Source organism: Paenibacillus sp. ClWae2A, from assembly GCF_032452295.1.
Lineage (GTDB): Bacteria > Bacillota > Bacilli > Paenibacillales > Paenibacillaceae > Paenibacillus.
Genome location: NZ_JAULSQ010000004.1, coordinates 58,376 through 76,607, shown reverse-complemented (window position 1 = coordinate 76,607; position 18,232 = coordinate 58,376). Strand labels below are relative to the sequence as shown.

15 protein-coding genes are annotated in these 18,232 nt (G+C 47.8%); 6 read left to right on the top strand and 9 right to left on the bottom strand.

The genetic code is table 11. The annotated features are described in order from the left end of the window. Window positions 1–2 precede the first annotated feature (2 nt). A complete protein-coding gene (gene efeO / locus QVE09_RS15065; protein ID WP_397387046.1) occupies window positions 3–902 on the bottom strand; it encodes an iron uptake system protein EfeO in 900 nt (299 codons plus the stop codon). A 297-nt stretch (window positions 903–1,199) separates the two neighbouring features. Here efeO and QVE09_RS15060 point away from each other — a divergent pair, with 297 nt between their 5' ends. From QVE09_RS15060 to QVE09_RS15050, 3 genes are all read left to right on the top strand, one after another. Then, on the top strand, window positions 1,200–2,114 hold the full coding sequence (locus QVE09_RS15060; RefSeq protein ID WP_315937441.1) for a hypothetical protein: 915 nt from the start codon (window positions 1,200–1,202) through the stop codon (window positions 2,112–2,114). Between the two features lie 454 nt (window positions 2,115–2,568). Beyond that, window positions 2,569–3,315: a DUF3105 domain-containing protein gene (locus tag QVE09_RS15055; protein WP_315937440.1), complete on the top strand. Its 747-nt coding sequence runs from the start codon at window positions 2,569–2,571 to the stop codon at window positions 3,313–3,315. A 274-nt stretch (window positions 3,316–3,589) separates the two neighbouring features. Next, entirely contained in the window at window positions 3,590–5,308 is a 1,719-nt protein-coding gene (locus QVE09_RS15050) for a methyl-accepting chemotaxis protein (protein WP_315937439.1), read from the top strand. A 145-nt stretch (window positions 5,309–5,453) separates the two neighbouring features. Here the strand turns inward: QVE09_RS15050 and QVE09_RS15045 are convergent, their stop codons facing one another. Together QVE09_RS15045 and QVE09_RS15040 are read right to left on the bottom strand one after the other, a co-directional pair. Beyond that, entirely contained in the window at window positions 5,454–6,407 is a 954-nt protein-coding gene (locus QVE09_RS15045) for a nucleoside hydrolase (RefSeq protein WP_315937438.1), read from the bottom strand. Window positions 6,408–6,676: 269 nt separating this feature from the next. Beyond that, entirely contained in the window at window positions 6,677–8,908 is a 2,232-nt protein-coding gene (locus QVE09_RS15040) for an MMPL family transporter (protein ID WP_315937437.1), read from the bottom strand. 178 nt (window positions 8,909–9,086) lie between these two features. Between QVE09_RS15040 and QVE09_RS15035 the strand changes: the two genes are divergently transcribed. Beyond that, a complete protein-coding gene (locus QVE09_RS15035) occupies window positions 9,087–9,713 on the top strand; it encodes a TetR/AcrR family transcriptional regulator (RefSeq protein ID WP_315937436.1) in 627 nt (208 codons plus the stop codon). Here the strand turns inward: QVE09_RS15035 and QVE09_RS15030 are convergent. Together QVE09_RS15030 and pdxR are read right to left on the bottom strand one after the other, a co-directional pair. Beyond that, entirely contained in the window at window positions 9,710–10,129 is a 420-nt protein-coding gene (locus QVE09_RS15030) for an aminotransferase-like domain-containing protein (protein WP_315937435.1), read from the bottom strand. The genes QVE09_RS15035 and QVE09_RS15030 overlap by 4 nt on opposite strands. 39 nt (window positions 10,130–10,168) lie before the next feature. Continuing rightward, a complete protein-coding gene (pdxR, locus tag QVE09_RS15025) occupies window positions 10,169–11,182 on the bottom strand; it encodes a MocR-like pyridoxine biosynthesis transcription factor PdxR (protein WP_315937434.1) in 1,014 nt (337 codons plus the stop codon). A gap of 156 nt (window positions 11,183–11,338) precedes the next feature. On the opposite strand from pdxR, the gene QVE09_RS15020 reads away from it, so the two are divergent. Beyond that, window positions 11,339–11,929 carry a GNAT family N-acetyltransferase gene (locus tag QVE09_RS15020; RefSeq protein ID WP_315937433.1) on the top strand — a complete coding sequence of 197 codons (591 nt, stop codon included), beginning with the start codon at window positions 11,339–11,341 and terminating at the stop codon, window positions 11,927–11,929. 40 nt (window positions 11,930–11,969) lie between these two features. On the opposite strand, the gene QVE09_RS15015 is transcribed toward QVE09_RS15020, so the two are convergent. Then, window positions 11,970–12,866 (bottom strand): diacylglycerol/lipid kinase family protein, encoded by an 897-nt coding sequence (locus QVE09_RS15015; protein ID WP_315937432.1) that lies wholly within the window; start codon window positions 12,864–12,866, stop codon window positions 11,970–11,972. Between the two features lie 317 nt (window positions 12,867–13,183). On the opposite strand from QVE09_RS15015, the gene QVE09_RS15010 reads away from it, so the two are divergent. Then, the gene (locus QVE09_RS15010; RefSeq protein WP_315937431.1) at window positions 13,184–13,777 is read left to right on the top strand and encodes a hypothetical protein; all 594 of its coding nucleotides are present in this window, start codon (window positions 13,184–13,186) and stop codon (window positions 13,775–13,777) included. Between the two features lie 102 nt (window positions 13,778–13,879). Here the strand turns inward: QVE09_RS15010 and QVE09_RS15005 are convergent, their stop codons facing one another. Genes QVE09_RS15005 through QVE09_RS14995 form a run of 3 tightly spaced genes read right to left on the bottom strand, consistent with a single transcriptional unit; the run spans window position 13,880 to window position 18,020 of the window. Further along, complete coding sequence (locus QVE09_RS15005; protein ID WP_315937430.1) at window positions 13,880–15,757, bottom strand: ABC transporter ATP-binding protein; 1,878 nt, start codon at window positions 15,755–15,757, stop codon at window positions 13,880–13,882. After that, window positions 15,754–17,481 carry an ABC transporter ATP-binding protein gene (locus QVE09_RS15000; RefSeq protein ID WP_315937429.1) on the bottom strand — a complete coding sequence of 576 codons (1,728 nt, stop codon included), beginning with the start codon at window positions 17,479–17,481 and terminating at the stop codon, window positions 15,754–15,756. Before QVE09_RS15000 ends, QVE09_RS15005 begins: the two co-directional genes overlap by 4 nt. Beyond that, window positions 17,478–18,020 carry a MarR family winged helix-turn-helix transcriptional regulator gene (locus QVE09_RS14995; protein ID WP_315937428.1) on the bottom strand — a complete coding sequence of 181 codons (543 nt, stop codon included), beginning with the start codon at window positions 18,018–18,020 and terminating at the stop codon, window positions 17,478–17,480. Before QVE09_RS14995 ends, QVE09_RS15000 begins: the two co-directional genes overlap by 4 nt. Window positions 18,021–18,232 lie beyond the last annotated feature (212 nt).

Sequence of the window (18,232 nt, the reverse complement as noted above, 5' to 3'; positions counted from 1 at the left end):
TTCTACACTCCCAGTACCTGTCCCATGTTCGACAGTGGCTCCGCAAGCGCATCCAGATTCTGACTCAGTTTACGTACGTCCTCATCCTTCAGCTTCTCATAGGAAACGTATCCGTCTCCATCCTTGAATGGCGCGAGTTCTTTCTCCAGCGCATCAAATCGGTCTGCAATCTGCTGGTTCAGGTCCTTGTCTTTGGCAGCCAAATCATCCTTGAGCAGATTATAGATCTCGCGTGCACCTTCCACATTCGCTGCAAAATCATACAGATCCGTATGCGAGTAACGTTCCTCTTCCCCCGTCACCTTGCTGGAGGATACTTCGTTCAACAATTCCACCGCACCCGTCACCATCAGGCTGGCATCAATGTCCATCGTCTCGACCTTGGCCCGCAGCAGCTTCGCGTCACTCAGCAGTGTATCCGCATATTCTGTCATGCCTTCAGTGGTGTTATCTTCCCACAATGCTTTCTCAATTCGGTGGAATCCTCGCCAGTCGGCCGCTTCAACGTCTCCGTCACGCGCATCAATATTCGGGTCCAGATCACCCAGCGCCTCGGCTACCGGTTCAATTCGTTCATAGTACATACGAGCTGGAGCATATAATGATTTTGCGGTGTCCAAGTCTCCGGCTTTTACTGCATCGGTGAACTTTTCCGTTTCCTTCACAAATTCATCGATCTGTTGTATAGCAAACGTGCGATAGCCGTCAACAGCTGTGGTATAATCGCCTGCCGTTGCATCCTGACCTGCTGTATTTCCACTATCCGCAGATGTTTGGCTTTCAGTAACAACGGCCGGTGTCTCTGAAGATTGGTCTGAAGCAGCCTCATTATTGCCGCAAGCGGCGAGTAAAACCGAAGTAGCCAGCACAACAGCTGGCAATGCCAATATTTTTTTCAACATGATACACTCCCTATTAAATATGCAGATTAGGTCAACCTTTTGTGCACAAATGCCACGACGTACAATCTCTTGATAAACGTTCTCTTATTGATAATGATTATCAATTTCGGTAATGACATCATAAGTCCGCGTTATCCTTATGTCAATATGAAAATAAGAGATAGGCTTATCCCTGATTTCACGTCGTGTATTTGGGGTATTAATTCCTGCGAAACATAGACAAACTTCGTCATTAACCGTTAAAATGAGACACAATGTTGACATGTTTTTATTTTCTAGAAATTGGAGGCTTAACCCATGAAATGTCCAGTATGTAATCATGAAAATGGAGATGCTCATTTTTGCGAGAGGTGCGGCTCTAATCTAACGCAAACCACCTCTTCACCCACTCCTGTACCAAACCCGGAATCTGCTGCTTCCGAACCCGAATATACCCGTTGGTCCAGCACCCAGGCTACATCTTCCCAGGCATCCGCTCCATCCAACACACCATCCGTATCTATTCACAAGGAACAGACAAGAGAATCAACAGGCACCACTGACCATGCTTCTGCAGGAGACAATAGCTCCAATCAGTGGAATAATATCGTGCAGAATGAGAAAGTTCAGCAAGCCAAAGAAGTAAGTAAACAGTATCTATCCTATTTCCTCAGTGTATTGGCCCGTCCTTATCAGACGATGAAAACCGTTGGCGACCAGCATTCACTAAACGGATGGCTAACGATGGCACTGATTGCAGTTCTATCTTCTACATACTTCTTAATTACCTTTAGTCGCATAGGCATGGACGGCTTGTTCATTGGTGGATTTTTAAGGCCGCTATTGTTCACCGTCATTATCCTGATTGCCTCTATTGCACTGATGTACGCTATTCTGAAGATTGAAAAAATAACCTTCCGTCCCAAAACACTGGTTGCCCAGTTCGGTACATTGCTTGTTCCTGCTGTCGTATCCCTTGTTCTGGCGAATTTGTTTATTATCATCTCGTATTCTATCGCAATCTCATTGCTCGCTGTCTCGTATATCATTGTCTTTGTCGCTCTGAACTCGGTGCTGTTCCAATATCCACTGAATCGCACCAAAGCAGCCATCGACAGCATGTACAGTGTGCTGATCGCCAATGCGGTCGTGTTCTTTATTCTGTATCAATCGCTGGGTGAGATTATTGTTGGACTGATCAGCCTGATGCTTTCCCCGTTTGGTCGTCTTTAAAATAGTTCAGTTGGAATAAAGCTGTTCACACTCGTTACTTCGATGACAGAACAACCTTCCGATCGCTGTTATCTCCAGATTTTTTTATTCACTTTTACAAAGGTGAAAATCTGGAGATAAAGGCGAACGCTTCCGCTTCTTCAGGTTCTTTCTGTCCTCTACGTTTCGTGTAAATGGTTATTCCAATAAATATTAATTTTCCTGACTCTTTGGATTTATATTAAGGCCTTCCTTGCTCATGCCAGGAAGGCCTTTTTTAGGTTTTCTATGGCGGCGTTGCGCCGAGCATGTATCATACACTATAATGTGTAGTGCAACAGGTATGTTCTTATTTACGTAACACACCCGAATCTAGCAACTCCCGTTACGTATTGAGTGGATTACCATTGCCAATAACACTACATTGTGTAGTGTTTTAATTACTCATTTTACAAAGAAAGCAGAGGAACTCTCAATGGACATGACTCATATGGATCATATGCAAATGGATCACGAGGCTGGCACATCCTACCTGTGGCTCATCGTAGGTATGATCGTGTTGCTGTTTTCCATCGCCGCCTATATCTGGGCATCACGCACACAGGGCAAAATCCTGGGCCACATGAAAAAGAAAGAACGGGCGGACATCCAGAAAAAAAGTCGATCCCTTCGGCTGGCTGCACATATAATGATGGCTGTGTCGATTGTTACGTTTGGCTTGTTCTTCATGCAAGGGACAGGTAAAACATATAATGTGGCTGATCTGGAATCCAACGCGACAATCGACGTGACTGACGATAAATATTATGGAGCTGACCATACGGAGGACCCTATTCAGTATGAGATGAAGATCCCGACTTCAGGGCCGCATAATCCGCATGATATTAAGTTTGGATTTTACACCAACTTCCCGGGTTATAATTACCTGGTACACAATCTGGAGCATGGGGACATCATCATCTATTATCGTGAAAACGCAAGCGATGAATTGAAGGAGCATCTGAAATACCTTGCTAAATTCCGCGAAGCCGGGGCAGGTATACTCGCCGTACCCAATAAGGATATTCCCGAAGGCAGTGAAGTCGTGGTGACCGCATGGACCAAAACGATGAAGCTCGACCAATTCGACGATGCCAAGGTGGGTACTTTTATCAATAAATATATTAATCAGGGACCTGAAAAGATTCCTGCCTCTGTTCGCCAGGGCGGCGGAACAATGTAATGAGGTAATCACTCAGTCATGTTAAGCCCCTCTAAGTTGTAACAATGAGGTTTTTTCCAATGATAGGCATGGTCAGTATCGGATTGAAACGGAATTAGCTCCCGGATCAAATTGACTCGGGGGCTAATTCTTTATCGACCAGATGCCGATATTTCAAGTAGAAAACTGTATATTTGATATACAATACATACCGAACCAAAGAAGAACGACGAGCACCAAGTAAAGAGACAAAGAGACGATTGATTCAACAGATCAAGGGGGAACACTTTTACCAATGAACAGTTTGTTTATGAGGATCTTTTTATTTTTTTCCTGTCTGATGCTAGCCGCGGGTGCGGTTCTTGGCATTACCATGTACCGTTCATCTGCCCAGTTAGTCGAACAATCGATGGGGATGCAGGCACAGGCTGTAGCTGAACGGGCAGCTGCATTAATTGACACCTCTCTGTATGCACCACTCAGTACCGGACAGGACGAGACAGCGTATTACGGTACATTGCGTGAGCAGCTCAGTCAACTGCGCGAGGCCAATGGGCTCAAATATCTGTATACACTTGGTACACGCGAAGAAAATGGAACAAATGCATACTTCTATGTTGTGGATGGGGCAGCTGCCGATGTGGCAGAGGATGACTTCTCCCCTTACGGCTCCCCAGAAGAGACCCATTATGAAGGAATGCTGCAAGCTTTTGAACAGAATGAGCCTATTCGGGGTGAACTCACACAGGATGAATATGGCGCTACCATTACTGCGTATGTGCCGATCCATGGAGATGACGGAAAAGTACTGGGGCTGGTCGGTGCGGATCTGGACTCCACTGCGGTCTATGAACTGATGTCTCGCAACCGTATGACCATGATCTGGACAGCCTTGGCTATTGTACTGCTTAGTGTCTTGCTGGTGTATGGATTCGCCCATTACTTGACCCGACCATTGGTGAAGTTGAAGAAGTTAATTACCCAGGTGGGAAAAGGCGACCTGACCGTTAACGTTGAACTTAGCCGCAAGGATGAGGTGGGACAACTCGCTTCCGAGTTCAAACATCTGGTTACAGGTACCCGTGATGTCATGACGGGCATCCGTCAAAGCTCCGATTCTCTGCTGCAAGCTGCAGAAGGTGTATCGAAACATTCGCAGGCGACTGCGGAAGCCAGTCAGCGTATTGCCGAACATACCAATCATACGGCCAGTGGAGCTACCGAACAGGTGGCACGTGCAGGCGAAGTTACCGTAGCCATGGAAGAGATTACGCGCAGCATGCAGCACATTGCAAATTCTTCTTCTATGGTCGCGGATGTCTCACAGGAAACAACCAATAACGCAGTGCAAGGTCAAGCCAACATCAACACGGCGATTGACAGCATGGACAAAATTCATCAGGCGAATGTGCAGATGGTTGCCTCCACATCTCAGCTGGAGCAGTACTCAGGTAAAATTGAGTCGGTGGCACACCTGATGAAAGGCATCGCTTCACAGACCAATCTGCTCGCACTTAATGCAAGTATTGAAGCGGCTCGTGCAGGAGAGTATGGCAGCGGGTTTGCGGTAGTTGCCTCAGAGGTTCGTAAACTTGCGGGGGAATCAGAGCAATCGTCCCAATATGTAACAGAACTGATCGCCGAGATGACACGCCAGACTGCCCTGTTGTCCGAACATATGTCAGCCAGCACATCAGCAGTCCAGTCCGGTCTTGCTGTTGTTCAGGAGGCAGGCCGTTCGTTCACATCCATTCATACCGGGATTGAGACGATCAATGAACGTCTGCACGAAGTATCCGCAGCATCCGAGCAGCTGTCTGCCAGTGCAGAAGAAGTGTCCGCTTCTGTGGAGGATATGGAACATATCTCACGCGAATCCTCTTCAAGTATCCAACAGGTGTCGCATGCTACCGGAAGCCAACTGCAATCCATGGATGAGATGAGTGCATCCGCCGAATCTCTCCGGGTACTGTCCAGTGAGCTGAACGGATTGATTAGTCGATTTAAAATATAGCGGGTAGCTTAGATTGCAGATCAGCCCAAAACAAAAAGCCGCACGGCAGGGAGGGATCATGGGGTTCAACCCCATACCCAGACCACTGCCTGCGGCTTTATTTTTGTTGTACCTTTAAGGATGGCAAGCCCTGAGGCTGCCTCAATTAGTAGCGCTGCGGAGCAGCTTTTTTACCCAAGTCCGTCATGTACGTAAAGAACGCTTCCGGATCGGTATCATACACCAGTTGTACTGGACGTCCGTCTGCTTGCTCCACCGTGCGGCCCTGGCTAGGACCATCCGGGATGACAATACAGTTTACGGTTTTCTTCTTCACGATGTCCTCGCGTCCAACGGAAGCCGTTGTCAGCACATCCCACAGATAGTATGTGGAATTTGTCTCACTGTACACCAGTGGTGGACAACCTGCGTAACAGTTCCCTAGGAAATCAACGCCTTCGAAGCGGCGTTCTGCTGCCCAGCGGTTACGAACGGCTGGAGTCAGAGGTACTTTGTTCGTGCTTTCCAGTGCAACCAGATCAATCTGGATGCCGCTCTGCCATACACGGTAAGCCGCTTCCGGGTCCCAGAATACGTTCCACTCTGCTGTACCATCATGCTCAGGTTCTTCAACGTTACCACGCTCGAATGTGCCACCCATCCATACCAGTTTGTCGATTTTCTCTTCAATGTCTGGTGCTTCGTCCAGTGCACGCGCAAGGTCAGTCAGTGGGCCTGTGAACAGGAGCAACGTTTTACCTTCGGTATTGCGCACTTTCTCGATCAGATGCTGGTGTGCCGGAACGGCAGAGAGTGGTGCTTCCATTTTACCGGATTCGTTCAGTACAGGAAGTGCATCTACATAGAAGGAATGCAGTCTCCACGCTGGAGGAAATGGATTTTTCCCTCTGGAGTTGGATTTGGATACCTCTACGGAATATGTACCGAAACGATCGATAATTTTACGGCTGGCATCTGTTGCTGGCTCCAGATATCCGTCTGCCGGAATAACCGATACGCCGGTTACATGTACATTGTCCATTTGCAGAAGCATGAACAGCGATACGAGATCATCTACGCCGCCGTCATGGTTGAAATACACATTAAGTTGGTTCGTCATGCTTGCTTTCATCCTTCCCCTGGTTATCCCATTGTTGTTAATTCTTCCGTCTGCCCAAGGCCGACGCTTCCTCTATTATGTCCCAAAACACTTGGCTACGTAAACCTTCCCCATGCAAAGAAACTAAGGATCACACCTCATCCTGCGGATATTTTACAGTTCCACCATTCCATCTCAGGAGGACAACTGGTTAAGGTCATTATCGTTAGGAAAATAAAGAAATGGACAGCAGGCTTGAAGCACCGCTGTCCATCTCACCAATCCATGCATTACATGGACTGGGTCTGTTTCTCCTCATTCTTCTCTGCAATCGGAACATACTTGCCTGGCCAGAAAGCCCATTTGCCCAGCAATGTTGTGATTGCCGGCACCATGAACGGACGAACCAGGAAGGTATCCAGCATGACACCCACAGCCGTAATAATCCCGAATTGCACCAATACCTGAATAGGCAAGGTTGCAAGTACTGCAAATGTTCCTGCCAGAATCAGACCCGCAGAGGTAATCACGGAACTTGTCTCGCCAACGCCTTCTTTGATAGCTTGACGGAGCGGCATCGTTTTGCGTTTCTGCCAGATGCTTGAGATCATAAAGATGTTGTAGTCTTCACCCAGTGCCACAAGGAATACGAAAGAGTACAGCGGAATCGCTCCCTGAATGGCATCTGCGCCAAGACCGTAGTGAATAATAATCCAACCCAGACCCAGTGCAGAGAAATATGACAGAACAACCGTTGCAATCAGGTACGCCGTGGCTACAACTGAACGCAAGTACAACAACAGTAGCAATGTAATCATACCGATCACGACCGGAATAATGATCTTGGCATCCCGTTCTCCGGTGACTTCAATGTCATACTGTTCAGCCGTCTGACCATCGATCCAGACCTGACCGTCCACATTGGTTACTCCAGCAGCTTGAAGCGCCTGTTCCGCAGTAGCCCGCAGATCCGGAATATGCTGCATCGCCTCCATGGAATATGGATTCAGATTGAATTCCACGTCATAGGCGGTAATGTTGGCATTTTCGGCACCCTGCTGAGCGTCACCAACCTTGCTAATGTAATCCAGCGATTCGAGACGCTGCTTCAGATCGGTTTCTTTGCCTTCGGCATCAACGATCACTTTCACTGGAGCCAGTTCCCCTTGGGAGAACTGCTCGCCGATGACTGTAAAGCCTTCACGGGAAGGCACATCTTCCGGGAAGGAAGACAACAGATCATACGTGAATTTAACCTGAGTAGAGAATGCCGCCAGTCCTCCCAGCAATACCAACGTAATTGCAAGAACGGTCCATGGCTTTGTTACTACAACACGGCCAATCCAGCTTTCCTTCACTTTGCGTGGGGCAGGAGCCGGTTTACCCTTTTTCTTCGCACGCTCCACTTCCATCTCATGGGTACGCGGTACGAACGGGTAGAATGAACCCCGGCCGAAGATTGCGAGAAGTGCCGGAACCAGCGTCAGACTTGCAATAAACATAATAAAGATGGACAGACTGAATGGTACGGCAAAGCGATGATATGCACCATATTCAGCCAGCAACAGCACCAGTAGTGCTGCAACGACCGTGAATCCACTCATGGCAATGGCGCCGGAAGATCCGGTAATTGCCTGGAAGATGGCTTTCTTTTTGTCCGGCTCATGATAGAGAATTTGGCGGTATCTGGAGATCATGAACAGACAGTAATCCGTTCCTGCTCCAAATAACAATACAGTCATGATCGAGATCGACTGTGCATCCACCGTAATCCAGCCTTGATCCGCCATGAATCCCAGAATCGGGCTTGTCACCATATATGCGAAACCAACGGCAATGATCGGGATAATCGCCAGTACCGGCGAGCGATAGATCAACAACAGCAGTACTAATACCAGTACAACCGTAGCAATCAGCAAGGATACATCGGCGGAGGAGAATAGTCCGCTCGCATCAATGGATATCCCTACTGGCCCTGTTACACGGGCAATCAGTGTATTGGCATCGTCTATGGCTACATCGAACGGGTTTGCCCCGAAGATGTCTTGTGTTTTTTGCTCAAGTGCTTCAATAGCTTCCTTCAATTGTTCCGAATCGGCACCTTCATTGAAGAAAAGTGGCATAACCAAAGTACTTCCGTCTTCCGAAAGCTGGCCTTTCAATGCCTGTGGTGGTAATTGATAGAGTGGCACAACGGACTGCTGTTGCTCTACCGGATCTTGATCCAGTCGCTCCGTTAATGCCTGAATGTTCTGAATCTGCTCATCCGTCAGACCGCCAGCTTGACGCCATACGATCAGCGCGGGCAATCCTTCACCGCCAGGGAATTCCTTCTCGGCAAGCGCAGCTGCCTGAACCGATGGTTTAGATTCACTAAGATCCTGTGCGTTATTGGTTTCACGATCACCTACAGCAGGCCATACCATGCCAAGCACAACGGCGATAATGATCCATACCAACAGCGTAATCCATTTGCTTCGTTTGCCGGCAACCCAGCGGCCGTAACCCGAACCTTCCTGCATTGTCTCTTCATCTCCCTATTCTGTTTCTATGAAGCCCTAATATATATGATGGTGTAGTAATGAACCACGGGTCATAGTATAATCGAGTTAATTATATATACCGGAAGGTTAATTTTGCAATGCCTAATTTTGTGAACACTTCTAACAAGCAATTAAATACGTAAAGAGGTATGTACTTATGAGCAAAAAAACAAACATTCCCCGTTCACCGGGTAGACCCAAAACAGGTGTGGATCAAGCATCTGTGCAATCCAACATATTGATGACAGCTTCACGATTGTTTATGGAATACGGGTATGAGCCCGTCTCTCTCCAGCAGATTGCTTCATTATGCAATGTAACCAAAGCATCGATCTATTATCACTTCTCCAGCAAAGCCGATCTGTTCACCGTTGCCATTACCCGAATGATGGCGATGGGCATGCAGCAGACTTCGCTCCGTCTGGAAGAACCCGGCTCATTGCAAGAACGACTGGTTAAGGTTGCTGAAGCGAAGATGCAGCACTCCCATATTGAAACGGAAACCATGATGCGAGAAGCCGAGAAACATCTGGACACAGAGCAACTCGCCCAGATTTGGGAAGCCGAAGTTCGCATCTTCGAAGTGCTTGCAACCCACTTCCAGCAGGAGATGGACAATGGTTATTTGCGTGTCGGGAACCCCATGCTACTTGCCCATGCGTTTACGTCACTGCTCATGCTCGCGAACCGCGAAGATGTACGCAACATGAATGGCGGCAGCATCGAGGAACTTGCACGGGAACTGGTGGGGCTATTTCTGGATGGCGCTGTTAGGCGGAACTAATAATCGCCCCAGACTCTAGCCAATGCGGCAATACCCGGGTCAATGCGTTCCGGTTCTATTCCGGCAAAACCGATAATGAACTCTCTTTTGCCATCTACTGGTTCGCTCCCGTCTGCCCACAAATATTCCGTTGAACTGATCTGTATCCCTGCCTCTATCGCTGCGGTTACCAAATCTGTAGCTGACTGTTTGGTCGCCATTCGCAATACCAGATGGAATCCAGAATGTTGACCCCTTATTTCAACCCGATCCCCGAAATGCAGATGAATGGCCTGAACGATCAGATCATGCTTTCGTTTGTAGACATTACGCATTTTACGAATATGTTTGCCCAGTTCCCCTTCACGCATGAACATCTCCAATGTCCGTTGATGGAGCCGTGAAGCTGACTGTTCGAATAGAATAGTCTTATACATTTCGCGAAAATCATCCATTAATTCTCTCGGAAGCACCATTTAATGGATACAAAGAGCAGGTGCAAGCACCTGCGAGAAACCACCCATATAAATTACGCGACTTCTCTCGCGTAGCCCCTGCATGGAAGGGATTGGTCTTCCATGATACCGGAACTCTCCATCGTAATCATCCTCGATAATGTATGCCTTTGTTCGTTCCGCCCAATCCAGCAACGCTAATCTGCGAGTAATCGGCATGGTCATACCTAGTGGAAATTGGTGAGAGGGCGACACACCCGCCAATTTCACCCCGGCCTGTTCCAGTTCCGTCAAGTTTATGCCCTCAGGGTCCAGATATATCGGGACAACCTGATAGCCATAATTCCGGAATGTGCCGGGTAACAGTCGGTATCCTGGATTCTCTACACCGATGGAATGCGTTGATTCTCCTTTGTGAAGAAGGGTCTGTGCTAATAGAGACATTAGCAGATGCTGTTCAGCACCAACAACAATCTGCTCGGGAGAACAACTAACTCCCCTGAACTGCGCAAGATAGACAGCAATCTCACATCGTAGTCCCCATTCTCCCTGAGGGTCTCCATAGAACAATAGCTCCTTCGCTTCTTCCCGCCAGATTCGATTAACATATTGGTGCCACTTGGCAATTGGAAACAGGCTGAAATCATTGCGTGACATATGAAAATCATATTGAACTGCTCGGGCAGGACGTATGGCCTGATGATCTGACCACGTCGTTCGGGTCAGGGTAGCGTGTCTGGCTGTCTGTTTATCTGTTTGCCCAATCTGCATAGCACCATAGCTATCCACCATGGCACGAACCCGATAGCCCCGACGTGGCTGACTGTATATATATCCTTCGGCGATTAATTGCTGATAGGCCCATTCCACCGGAGTGGTGCTTATCCCAAGTATCTCGGCAAGCTTTCGCACCGAAGGCAATCGGCTATGTTCAGCCCAATCCCCGTGAATGATTTCCCTTTTGATATGATCCGAGAGCTGTACATAGATTGGCGCACTATCGTTCTCATCCAACTTCGGTAATGTAATCATCATGTACACCTCATCTGTCCTGTAAAATTAATTAAAACTGTATATTTGGAAGTATACAGTATTGAGATATACTCATGTCATCATCAATATGTAACGCCAACTTTAAGAGGCAGGGCCATCTCGATAAGTCCCGCCTTGAACCTATAGGAGGAAACAACCATGTCACCACCAAAACCATCACCACGCATCCCCCGTCTGCTAGAAACGTCGCGCATATACCTGCGCCCTTTCGAGATTACAGATGTGGAAGCTTATTTCCCTGGCCTGTTTGACGCCGAGATGCGTAGGCTGACAGGAACACAGAACAGTTTCACACGCGCTCAGGTTGAACGTTATGTTGAGAGCGCTGCACAAGATGACACCAGACTCATGCTACTTATTGCATTACAGGAAAATGACCAGATCATCGGAGATGTCGTCCTGATGGACATGCATGCCAAGAATCGCAGTGCACATATTCGGGTTGCCATTGGTCAGGCGGAGCATCAAGGAAAAGGCTACGGTAGCGAGGCTTTGCTGCTTATGCTGAACTACGGCTTCGGCATCTGTAATTTGCATCGAATCGAGCTTGAAGTGTACGCCTTCAACGAGCGAGCCATTCGCACGTATGAGAAGCTTGGATTCCAGCGCGAGGGTGTGAAGCGGGATGTGTTGTTTTACAACCATCAATACCATGATGCCATTCAGATGAGCATGCTGGAGGATGAGTTTAGACAACGTCATATGAAAGATCAGGCAGGGAATGTTTAGGTTTCCAATCAGCTAAAATCAAACCAAAAAACCGGGGGATCTAATAACCCTCCCCGGTTAGAAAATTCAGATGACCCGTCAGCACCGACAGCTCGGCGGGTGTCTTCATGTACAATTCGCCATCTGTATCGGCTGACATCGGCGCATCGGTCTTCACTTTTAACGTAGATGCCTTGAAGTATGAAATACTCTCACTCTGAGGTTGCCATTCCCCCTCTGGCTTGTGTGACAGAATCTCTCGCAGCAGCGGAATGCCTGTCTCATGAATAATGAGCACGTCCAGTTCGCCATCCTGCAACGCATCCGGTGCAAAGGGCAATGCATTTGTTCCCAGAAAACGGCCATTGGCTGCATAGATCATCACCGCTTCGCCTTCCATCTCTTTCCCATCCGCCTCCAGTTGGTATCGAAACGGCTCTGTATGACTAATTGTCTGTAAGGTGCTGATAAAATAACTGAGCTTCCCCAGCGCGCCTTTCAGATTCTCGTTAATATTCTGCGAAGCATCACTGATTAAGCCAATACCGAAAAAGTTCGTGAACACCCGATCATTGGCTTGTCCAACATCAATGGATACCACTCGACCTGCCAGCATTTCTTGTGCCGCAGTCTCTGCATCCGGTGAAATGCCGAGCGAACGCGCAAAGTCATTACACGTGCCTCCAGGCAATGTACCAATCAACGGAGGATGTTGCAGATCAGCCAGTCCATTCACGCATTCATGCACCGTGCCATCCCCACCCAGGATAAACACCACATCGAATTGTTCCCCGCGCTCACGACACAACTTCTCTCCTTCACCAGGTTCATCCGTACGCACAATGACGAGTTCATGGACAGCGGGAGCCAGCACACCAGCCACAAGGCCCACTGTATGCTCACGATTGGCCTTGCCCGAATGATGATGATGAATTAACAACGCTTTGTTAAACTCCATCCCTCTTCCTCCATTCCAACGCTTGTTAACCTTTACCCACAAAGGTTGAAGCCGTAAACAAGCCCTACGCTAAGCACTCATCATGAATCCGAATAGGTTTCCCAATCAGGTATGCATCCTAATCCTCATTCATTCGTAATAGCTAGATGACCCGTTTATCTTATAAAACCATTTCCTTGTTTAACCAGATGTATGCATGAGAAAAAGGGTTTCTCCGCACCTTAATGTCATAAGGCTGCAAATTTTGCTGGTGAGAACCCATTCAAATCGAGTCAAAACGGTTATATCTATACCATATACGAATGGAGGGATTCCCTATGATTCCGGCAACGTTGGAACAATTGGAGCAAGTTCGCAAGGAATGCCGTACCATGGTTCGCAAAAGAGCTACCGCATCTGCCGGTACAACACTCGTTCCGCTGCCCGGTACAGATGTACTGGCTGATGTGGGGATGCTGATGCAGCTGTTGCCTGCCATTAACAATAAATTCGGATTATCACAAAAACAGCTGGACGGCATGGACCCCGAGACCAAATCCATGATCTATGGATTCGTCATGTCCATCGGAAGCAAAGTCATTGGTCGTATGATCACCAAGGAATTGGTGGTACAGGTTCTGAAAAGAGTTGGCGTACGCGTAGCTACCAAATCCGTCGCCAAATTCGTCCCATTTGCTGGACAGGGACTGGCTGCCGCACTCAGCTTCACAGCCATGCGCTATGTGGGTAACAAACATGTGGATGACTGTTATGAGGTTGTGAAACGTATGATTGAGCAGCGCGAATTGATTCCGGGTGAACCCGCTCCGTCTGCGTTGGAGGAAGCTAACAGCGACGACGCGAAGGTAGAAGTAAAGTCGATCTCTAGCAACGACGCTGATGAACCTGCGAAGGATTCTAAGGATCAGTAAATAAATACTTCATATCTCAGCGTCAATCCTCTGGAGATACGACAAATAGCCGGGAGCATCCCTAGGGATGCTCCCGGCTATTCTTGTTAGTTACATCTATAATCAGATCGCCTGCGGTTGTTGCTCCGCAAACTGACTATTGTACAGATCGGCGTAGAATCCTTGACTCGCCATTAACTCCTCATGATTGCCCTGTTCAATCACATTACCATGATCCATAACCAGGATCAGATCGGCGCCGCGAATGGTAGACAACCGGTGTGCAATGACAAAGCTTGTGCGATCTTTCATCAGATCATTCATTGCTTTCTGGATAAACACTTCGGTCCGTGTATCCACGCTACTCGTCGCTTCATCCAGAATGAGGATGGCCGGGTTCGCCAGAATCGCTCTTGCAATGGTCAGCAACTGTTTCTGCCCTTGAGAGATGTTCGACGCCTCTTCATTCAGCACCGTGTCATATCCATCAGGCAGTGTACGTATAAAGTGATCCGCATGTGCCGCAACGGCTGCCTTGATTACATCCTCTTCCGTAGAACCTTCTCGACCATAGGCGATGTTGTCCCGAATCGTTCCATTGAACAACCAGGTATCCTGAAGCACCATACCGAACAGACTGCGCAGCTTGCCACGCTCCATGTCCTTAATGTCGGCACCGTCAATCGTAATCCGACCATCCTGAATTTCGTAGAAACGCATTAACAGGTTGATCAGGGTTGTTTTACCGGCTCCCGTTGGTCCAACAATGGCTACCGTCTGTCCCGGTTTTACATCAATATTCATGTTATGAATGAGCAGTTCATTTTCTTTATATCCAAAATTAACACCTTGGAATGCTACTGCACCTTTAGGCTGCTGTAATTGCACAGGTTGTCTGGACTCAGCAACTTCTTCCTCTTCATCCAGCAACTCGAATACCCGTTCTGCCGAAGCAATCGTAGATTGAATAATATTGGAGATATTTGCAATCTGGTTAATCGGTTGTGTGAATTGACGGGAGTACTGTGTGAAGGCCAGAATATCCCCGATAGAGATCGATCCGCGTGTAACGAAAATCCCACCAACCACACAGATCAACACATAACCCAGGTTACCGACAAAACTCATGAGCGGCATGATAATACCGGAGATAAACTGGGCTTTCCAGCCGGATTCATACAGTTCTTCATTGACCTTCTCGAATTGCTGTACCGATTGTTCTTCACGTCCAAATGCTTTGACAACCTTGTGTCCCGTGTACATCTCTTCGACATGACCATTCAATTCCCCAAGGGATTTCTGTTGACCCGCAAAGTGTTTTTGCGAACGGGAAGCGACCAGCATGACAACAACCACACTAAGTGGCAAGGTCAAAATCGTGATCAGCGTCATCCATGGACTAATCGTCAGCATCATGATAATTACGCCGACAATCGTGACGATAGACGTAATGAACTGTGCCAAACTTTGCTGAAGTGTATTACTGATATTGTCCACGTCATTTGTGGCACGGCTAAGTGTCTCCCCAGTTGTGCGGGAGTCAAAATATTTCAAAGGAAGGCGTCCAACCTTCGCACTGATCTGCTCACGCATGTCATACACAACACGTTGGGCTACACCAGCCATCAGGTATTGCTGAACATACATAAATGCAGCACTGAACAGATAGAGTCCGCCAAGCAGGTATAATACTTTCATCAATGCAGGAAAATCAATCCCGGCTCCCTGTACACCCTGAAGGATGGCAATGGCGCCTTTACTGAGAATATCCGTTCCTTCTGCCATAACTTTTGGACTGATGATGCTGAATACGGTACTCAAAATGGCTGCAACCAGCACACCTAGCAGACGAGAACTATGAGGCTGGAGATAACGAATCAAGCGCCGCAGTGTGCCTTTGAAATCTTTTGCTTTCTCAGCGGGAGGTCGCATGCCCATTCCGGGACCTGGACCCGGCCCACCATGGGGACGAGGCGACTTGCGTTCTGTACGTTCACTCATGCGATCTCCTCCTCTGTCAGCTGGGAGGATACAATCTCGCGATACACTTCATTGTGCTCCAACAGCTCTTTATGTGTTCCTGAACCGACAATTCGGCCCTCATCCATAACCAGAATGCGATCGGCATCCATTACTGTACTTACGCGTTGCGCAACAATCAGCACAGCCGCTTCTGTCGTTTCGGACTTCAGCGCAGCACGAAGTTTAGCATCCGTTTTGAAATCGAGAGCAGAGAAACTGTCATCAAAGATATAGACTTCCGGACGGCGAACAAGTGCACGGGCGATGGACAAACGTTGCTTTTGTCCACCAGATACGTTGTTACCACCTTGTGCGATCAGGCTGTCATATCCATCTTTCATCTCGGTAATGAAGTTCTCTGCCTGAGCCGTACGAGCCGCATGAACAACTTCATCCATTGTGGCATCGTCTTTCCCGTGACGAATATTCTCCGTAATTGTACCCGTGAAGAGGACTGCCTTTTGTGGTACAAAGCCAATTTTGGCACGTAAATCTTCCTGCCGAAGCTCACGCACATCCGTACCATTTACCCGAACACTGCCTTCGGTCACATCATAAAATCGTGGAATAAGACTGAGCAATGTCGATTTCCCAGAACCCGTACCGCCAATGATGGCTGTTGTCTCACCTGAGCGAGCTGTGAAGGATATATCGGACAAAGCTGGATTCTCTGCGCCCGGATAACGGAAAGTTACATTGTCAAACTCAATCATACCTTGCATGGATTTCATGCCACGAGGCTGCTCGGGATTGCTAAGATCCGGCTGCATATCAAGCACTTCGTTGATCCGTTCTGCCGATGCTGAAGCTCTTGGGATCATAACAAAGATCATCGAAACCATAATCAGTGAGAACATGATTTGCATTGCATATTGGATGAAGGCAATCAATGCACCAATGTTCATATTGCCACTATCGATCCGCATTCCACCAAAATAAAGAATGGCAATCATCGAAAAGTTCATAACCAGCATCATCACAGGCATGATGGTCGCCATGAGCACATTAACTTTGATCGATGAATCTCTCAGTTCTGTATTTGCCCCGTTAAAGCGCACTTTCTCATGCTCCCCACGGTTAAAGGAACGAACAACCCGAATCCCTGTTAACTGCTCCCGCAGCACCAGGTTGAGTCGGTCCAGCTTTTTCTGAATGGTTTTGAACAAAGGTAAACCCTTGGCACCAATTAGCGCAATGGCTCCACCCAGTACCGGAAGCACGACCAGGAAAATCGTAGATAATTTGGCGTCCTGAGATACCGCCATGAAGATCCCCCCGATACACATGAGCGGAGCCATAATCATCATACGCAGCATCATCGTAAGTACGTTCTGTACCTGCGTAATGTCATTCGTCGTACGCGTAATCAGTGAAGCAGTACCCATCTTATCGAACTCCTGGAGCGAGAAGTTCTCCACATGGCGGAAAACTCTGCTACGCAGTTGTTTGGCAAATCCACCCGCTGTTCGAGATGAGAGGTAACTGGCGATCACCGAACACGCTGTTCCGCCAATCGCGATAACCAGCATCCATCCACCAATCTGCCAGATATACGGGATATCTCCTTTAATAATGCCGTCATTCACGATATCTGCCATTAGTGTAGGCAGGTACAATTCAGCAAGCGACTGAAACAGTACCAAAACCAGAATGAAGATAATCGGTATTCGGTAAGGCTTCAGCATGCGAAACAGTTTCATCATGGCGTATCATCTCCTTGTGTGGACGTCTCCGTCTGTTGGAAAACCACTGTATCAAAAAAGGTATAAACCTTGGTCAACAACTCCGTCAAATGAATGCTTTCTTCCTCACCCAAATGCTCGACGAGCTGGTTGAACGTTTGCATGCGCTCCTCATGTGCCGCCCGAATAATGTTTCGCCCTGCCTCCGTAATGGTGATACGCACCGCACGGCGATCCTTCGGGTCCATCGTTCGTTCCACCAGCCCTTCGTCCTCAAGCCCACGAATAACCGGGGTTATCGTTGGTGATTTCACCCGCAGTAACGAACTGATTTCCGATACTTTTAGCCCTGGGCGACTCTCATTCAGCTCTCTCTCAAAATCTGGCGGATTATCCCGCCAATCCAGACGTTCTCCCGGATGCGTACCATGCAGCAAACAAGCCAGCACCATAATTTCATTGTGATTGCGCCCATGAGGTTTATGTTGCCTCCATTTGCCTTTATTAAACTGCATGATGGAGTACAAAAGCTTCTGAGCTACCGGATCTACATCAGTCATAATGGATTCCTCCTTCTTTCTTTATCATTCCATAGACATCCAACATCATAGGACATCTATTAAATAGCAGTACAATTAAATAGATGCACAATTAATTAGGTGTACTAAGTATATTATCGCAAGAAGCCAATGTCAAACATCTAAAAATAACCAATATAAACCCATAACCAAGAGCCTACTCACGCTTGATTATGGGTTTTGTCATTTTGCCG

Bases quoted from the DNA above. Each gene is read 5' to 3' on its own strand.
- efeO (WP_397387046.1), bottom strand. From the start codon at position 902: ATGTTGAAAAAAATATTGGCATTGCCAGCTGTTGTGCTGGCTACTTCG.
- QVE09_RS15060 (WP_315937441.1), top strand. From the start codon at position 1,200: ATGAAATGTCCAGTATGTAATCATGAAAATGGAGATGCTCATTTTTGC.
- QVE09_RS15055 (WP_315937440.1), top strand. From the start codon at position 2,569: ATGGACATGACTCATATGGATCATATGCAAATGGATCACGAGGCTGGC.
- QVE09_RS15050 (WP_315937439.1), top strand. From the start codon at position 3,590: ATGAACAGTTTGTTTATGAGGATCTTTTTATTTTTTTCCTGTCTGATG.
- QVE09_RS15045 (WP_315937438.1), bottom strand. From the start codon at position 6,407: ATGACGAACCAACTTAATGTGTATTTCAACCATGACGGCGGCGTAGAT.
- QVE09_RS15040 (WP_315937437.1), bottom strand. From the start codon at position 8,908: ATGCAGGAAGGTTCGGGTTACGGCCGCTGGGTTGCCGGCAAACGAAGC.
- QVE09_RS15035 (WP_315937436.1), top strand. From the start codon at position 9,087: ATGAGCAAAAAAACAAACATTCCCCGTTCACCGGGTAGACCCAAAACA.
- QVE09_RS15030 (WP_315937435.1), bottom strand. From the start codon at position 10,129: ATGTATAAGACTATTCTATTCGAACAGTCAGCTTCACGGCTCCATCAA.
- pdxR (WP_315937434.1), bottom strand. From the start codon at position 11,182: ATGATGATTACATTACCGAAGTTGGATGAGAACGATAGTGCGCCAATC.
- QVE09_RS15020 (WP_315937433.1), top strand. From the start codon at position 11,339: ATGTCACCACCAAAACCATCACCACGCATCCCCCGTCTGCTAGAAACG.
- QVE09_RS15015 (WP_315937432.1), bottom strand. From the start codon at position 12,866: ATGGAGTTTAACAAAGCGTTGTTAATTCATCATCATCATTCGGGCAAG.
- QVE09_RS15010 (WP_315937431.1), top strand. From the start codon at position 13,184: ATGATTCCGGCAACGTTGGAACAATTGGAGCAAGTTCGCAAGGAATGC.
- QVE09_RS15005 (WP_315937430.1), bottom strand. From the start codon at position 15,757: ATGAGTGAACGTACAGAACGCAAGTCGCCTCGTCCCCATGGTGGGCCG.
- QVE09_RS15000 (WP_315937429.1), bottom strand. From the start codon at position 17,481: ATGATGAAACTGTTTCGCATGCTGAAGCCTTACCGAATACCGATTATC.
- QVE09_RS14995 (WP_315937428.1), bottom strand. From the start codon at position 18,020: ATGACTGATGTAGATCCGGTAGCTCAGAAGCTTTTGTACTCCATCATG.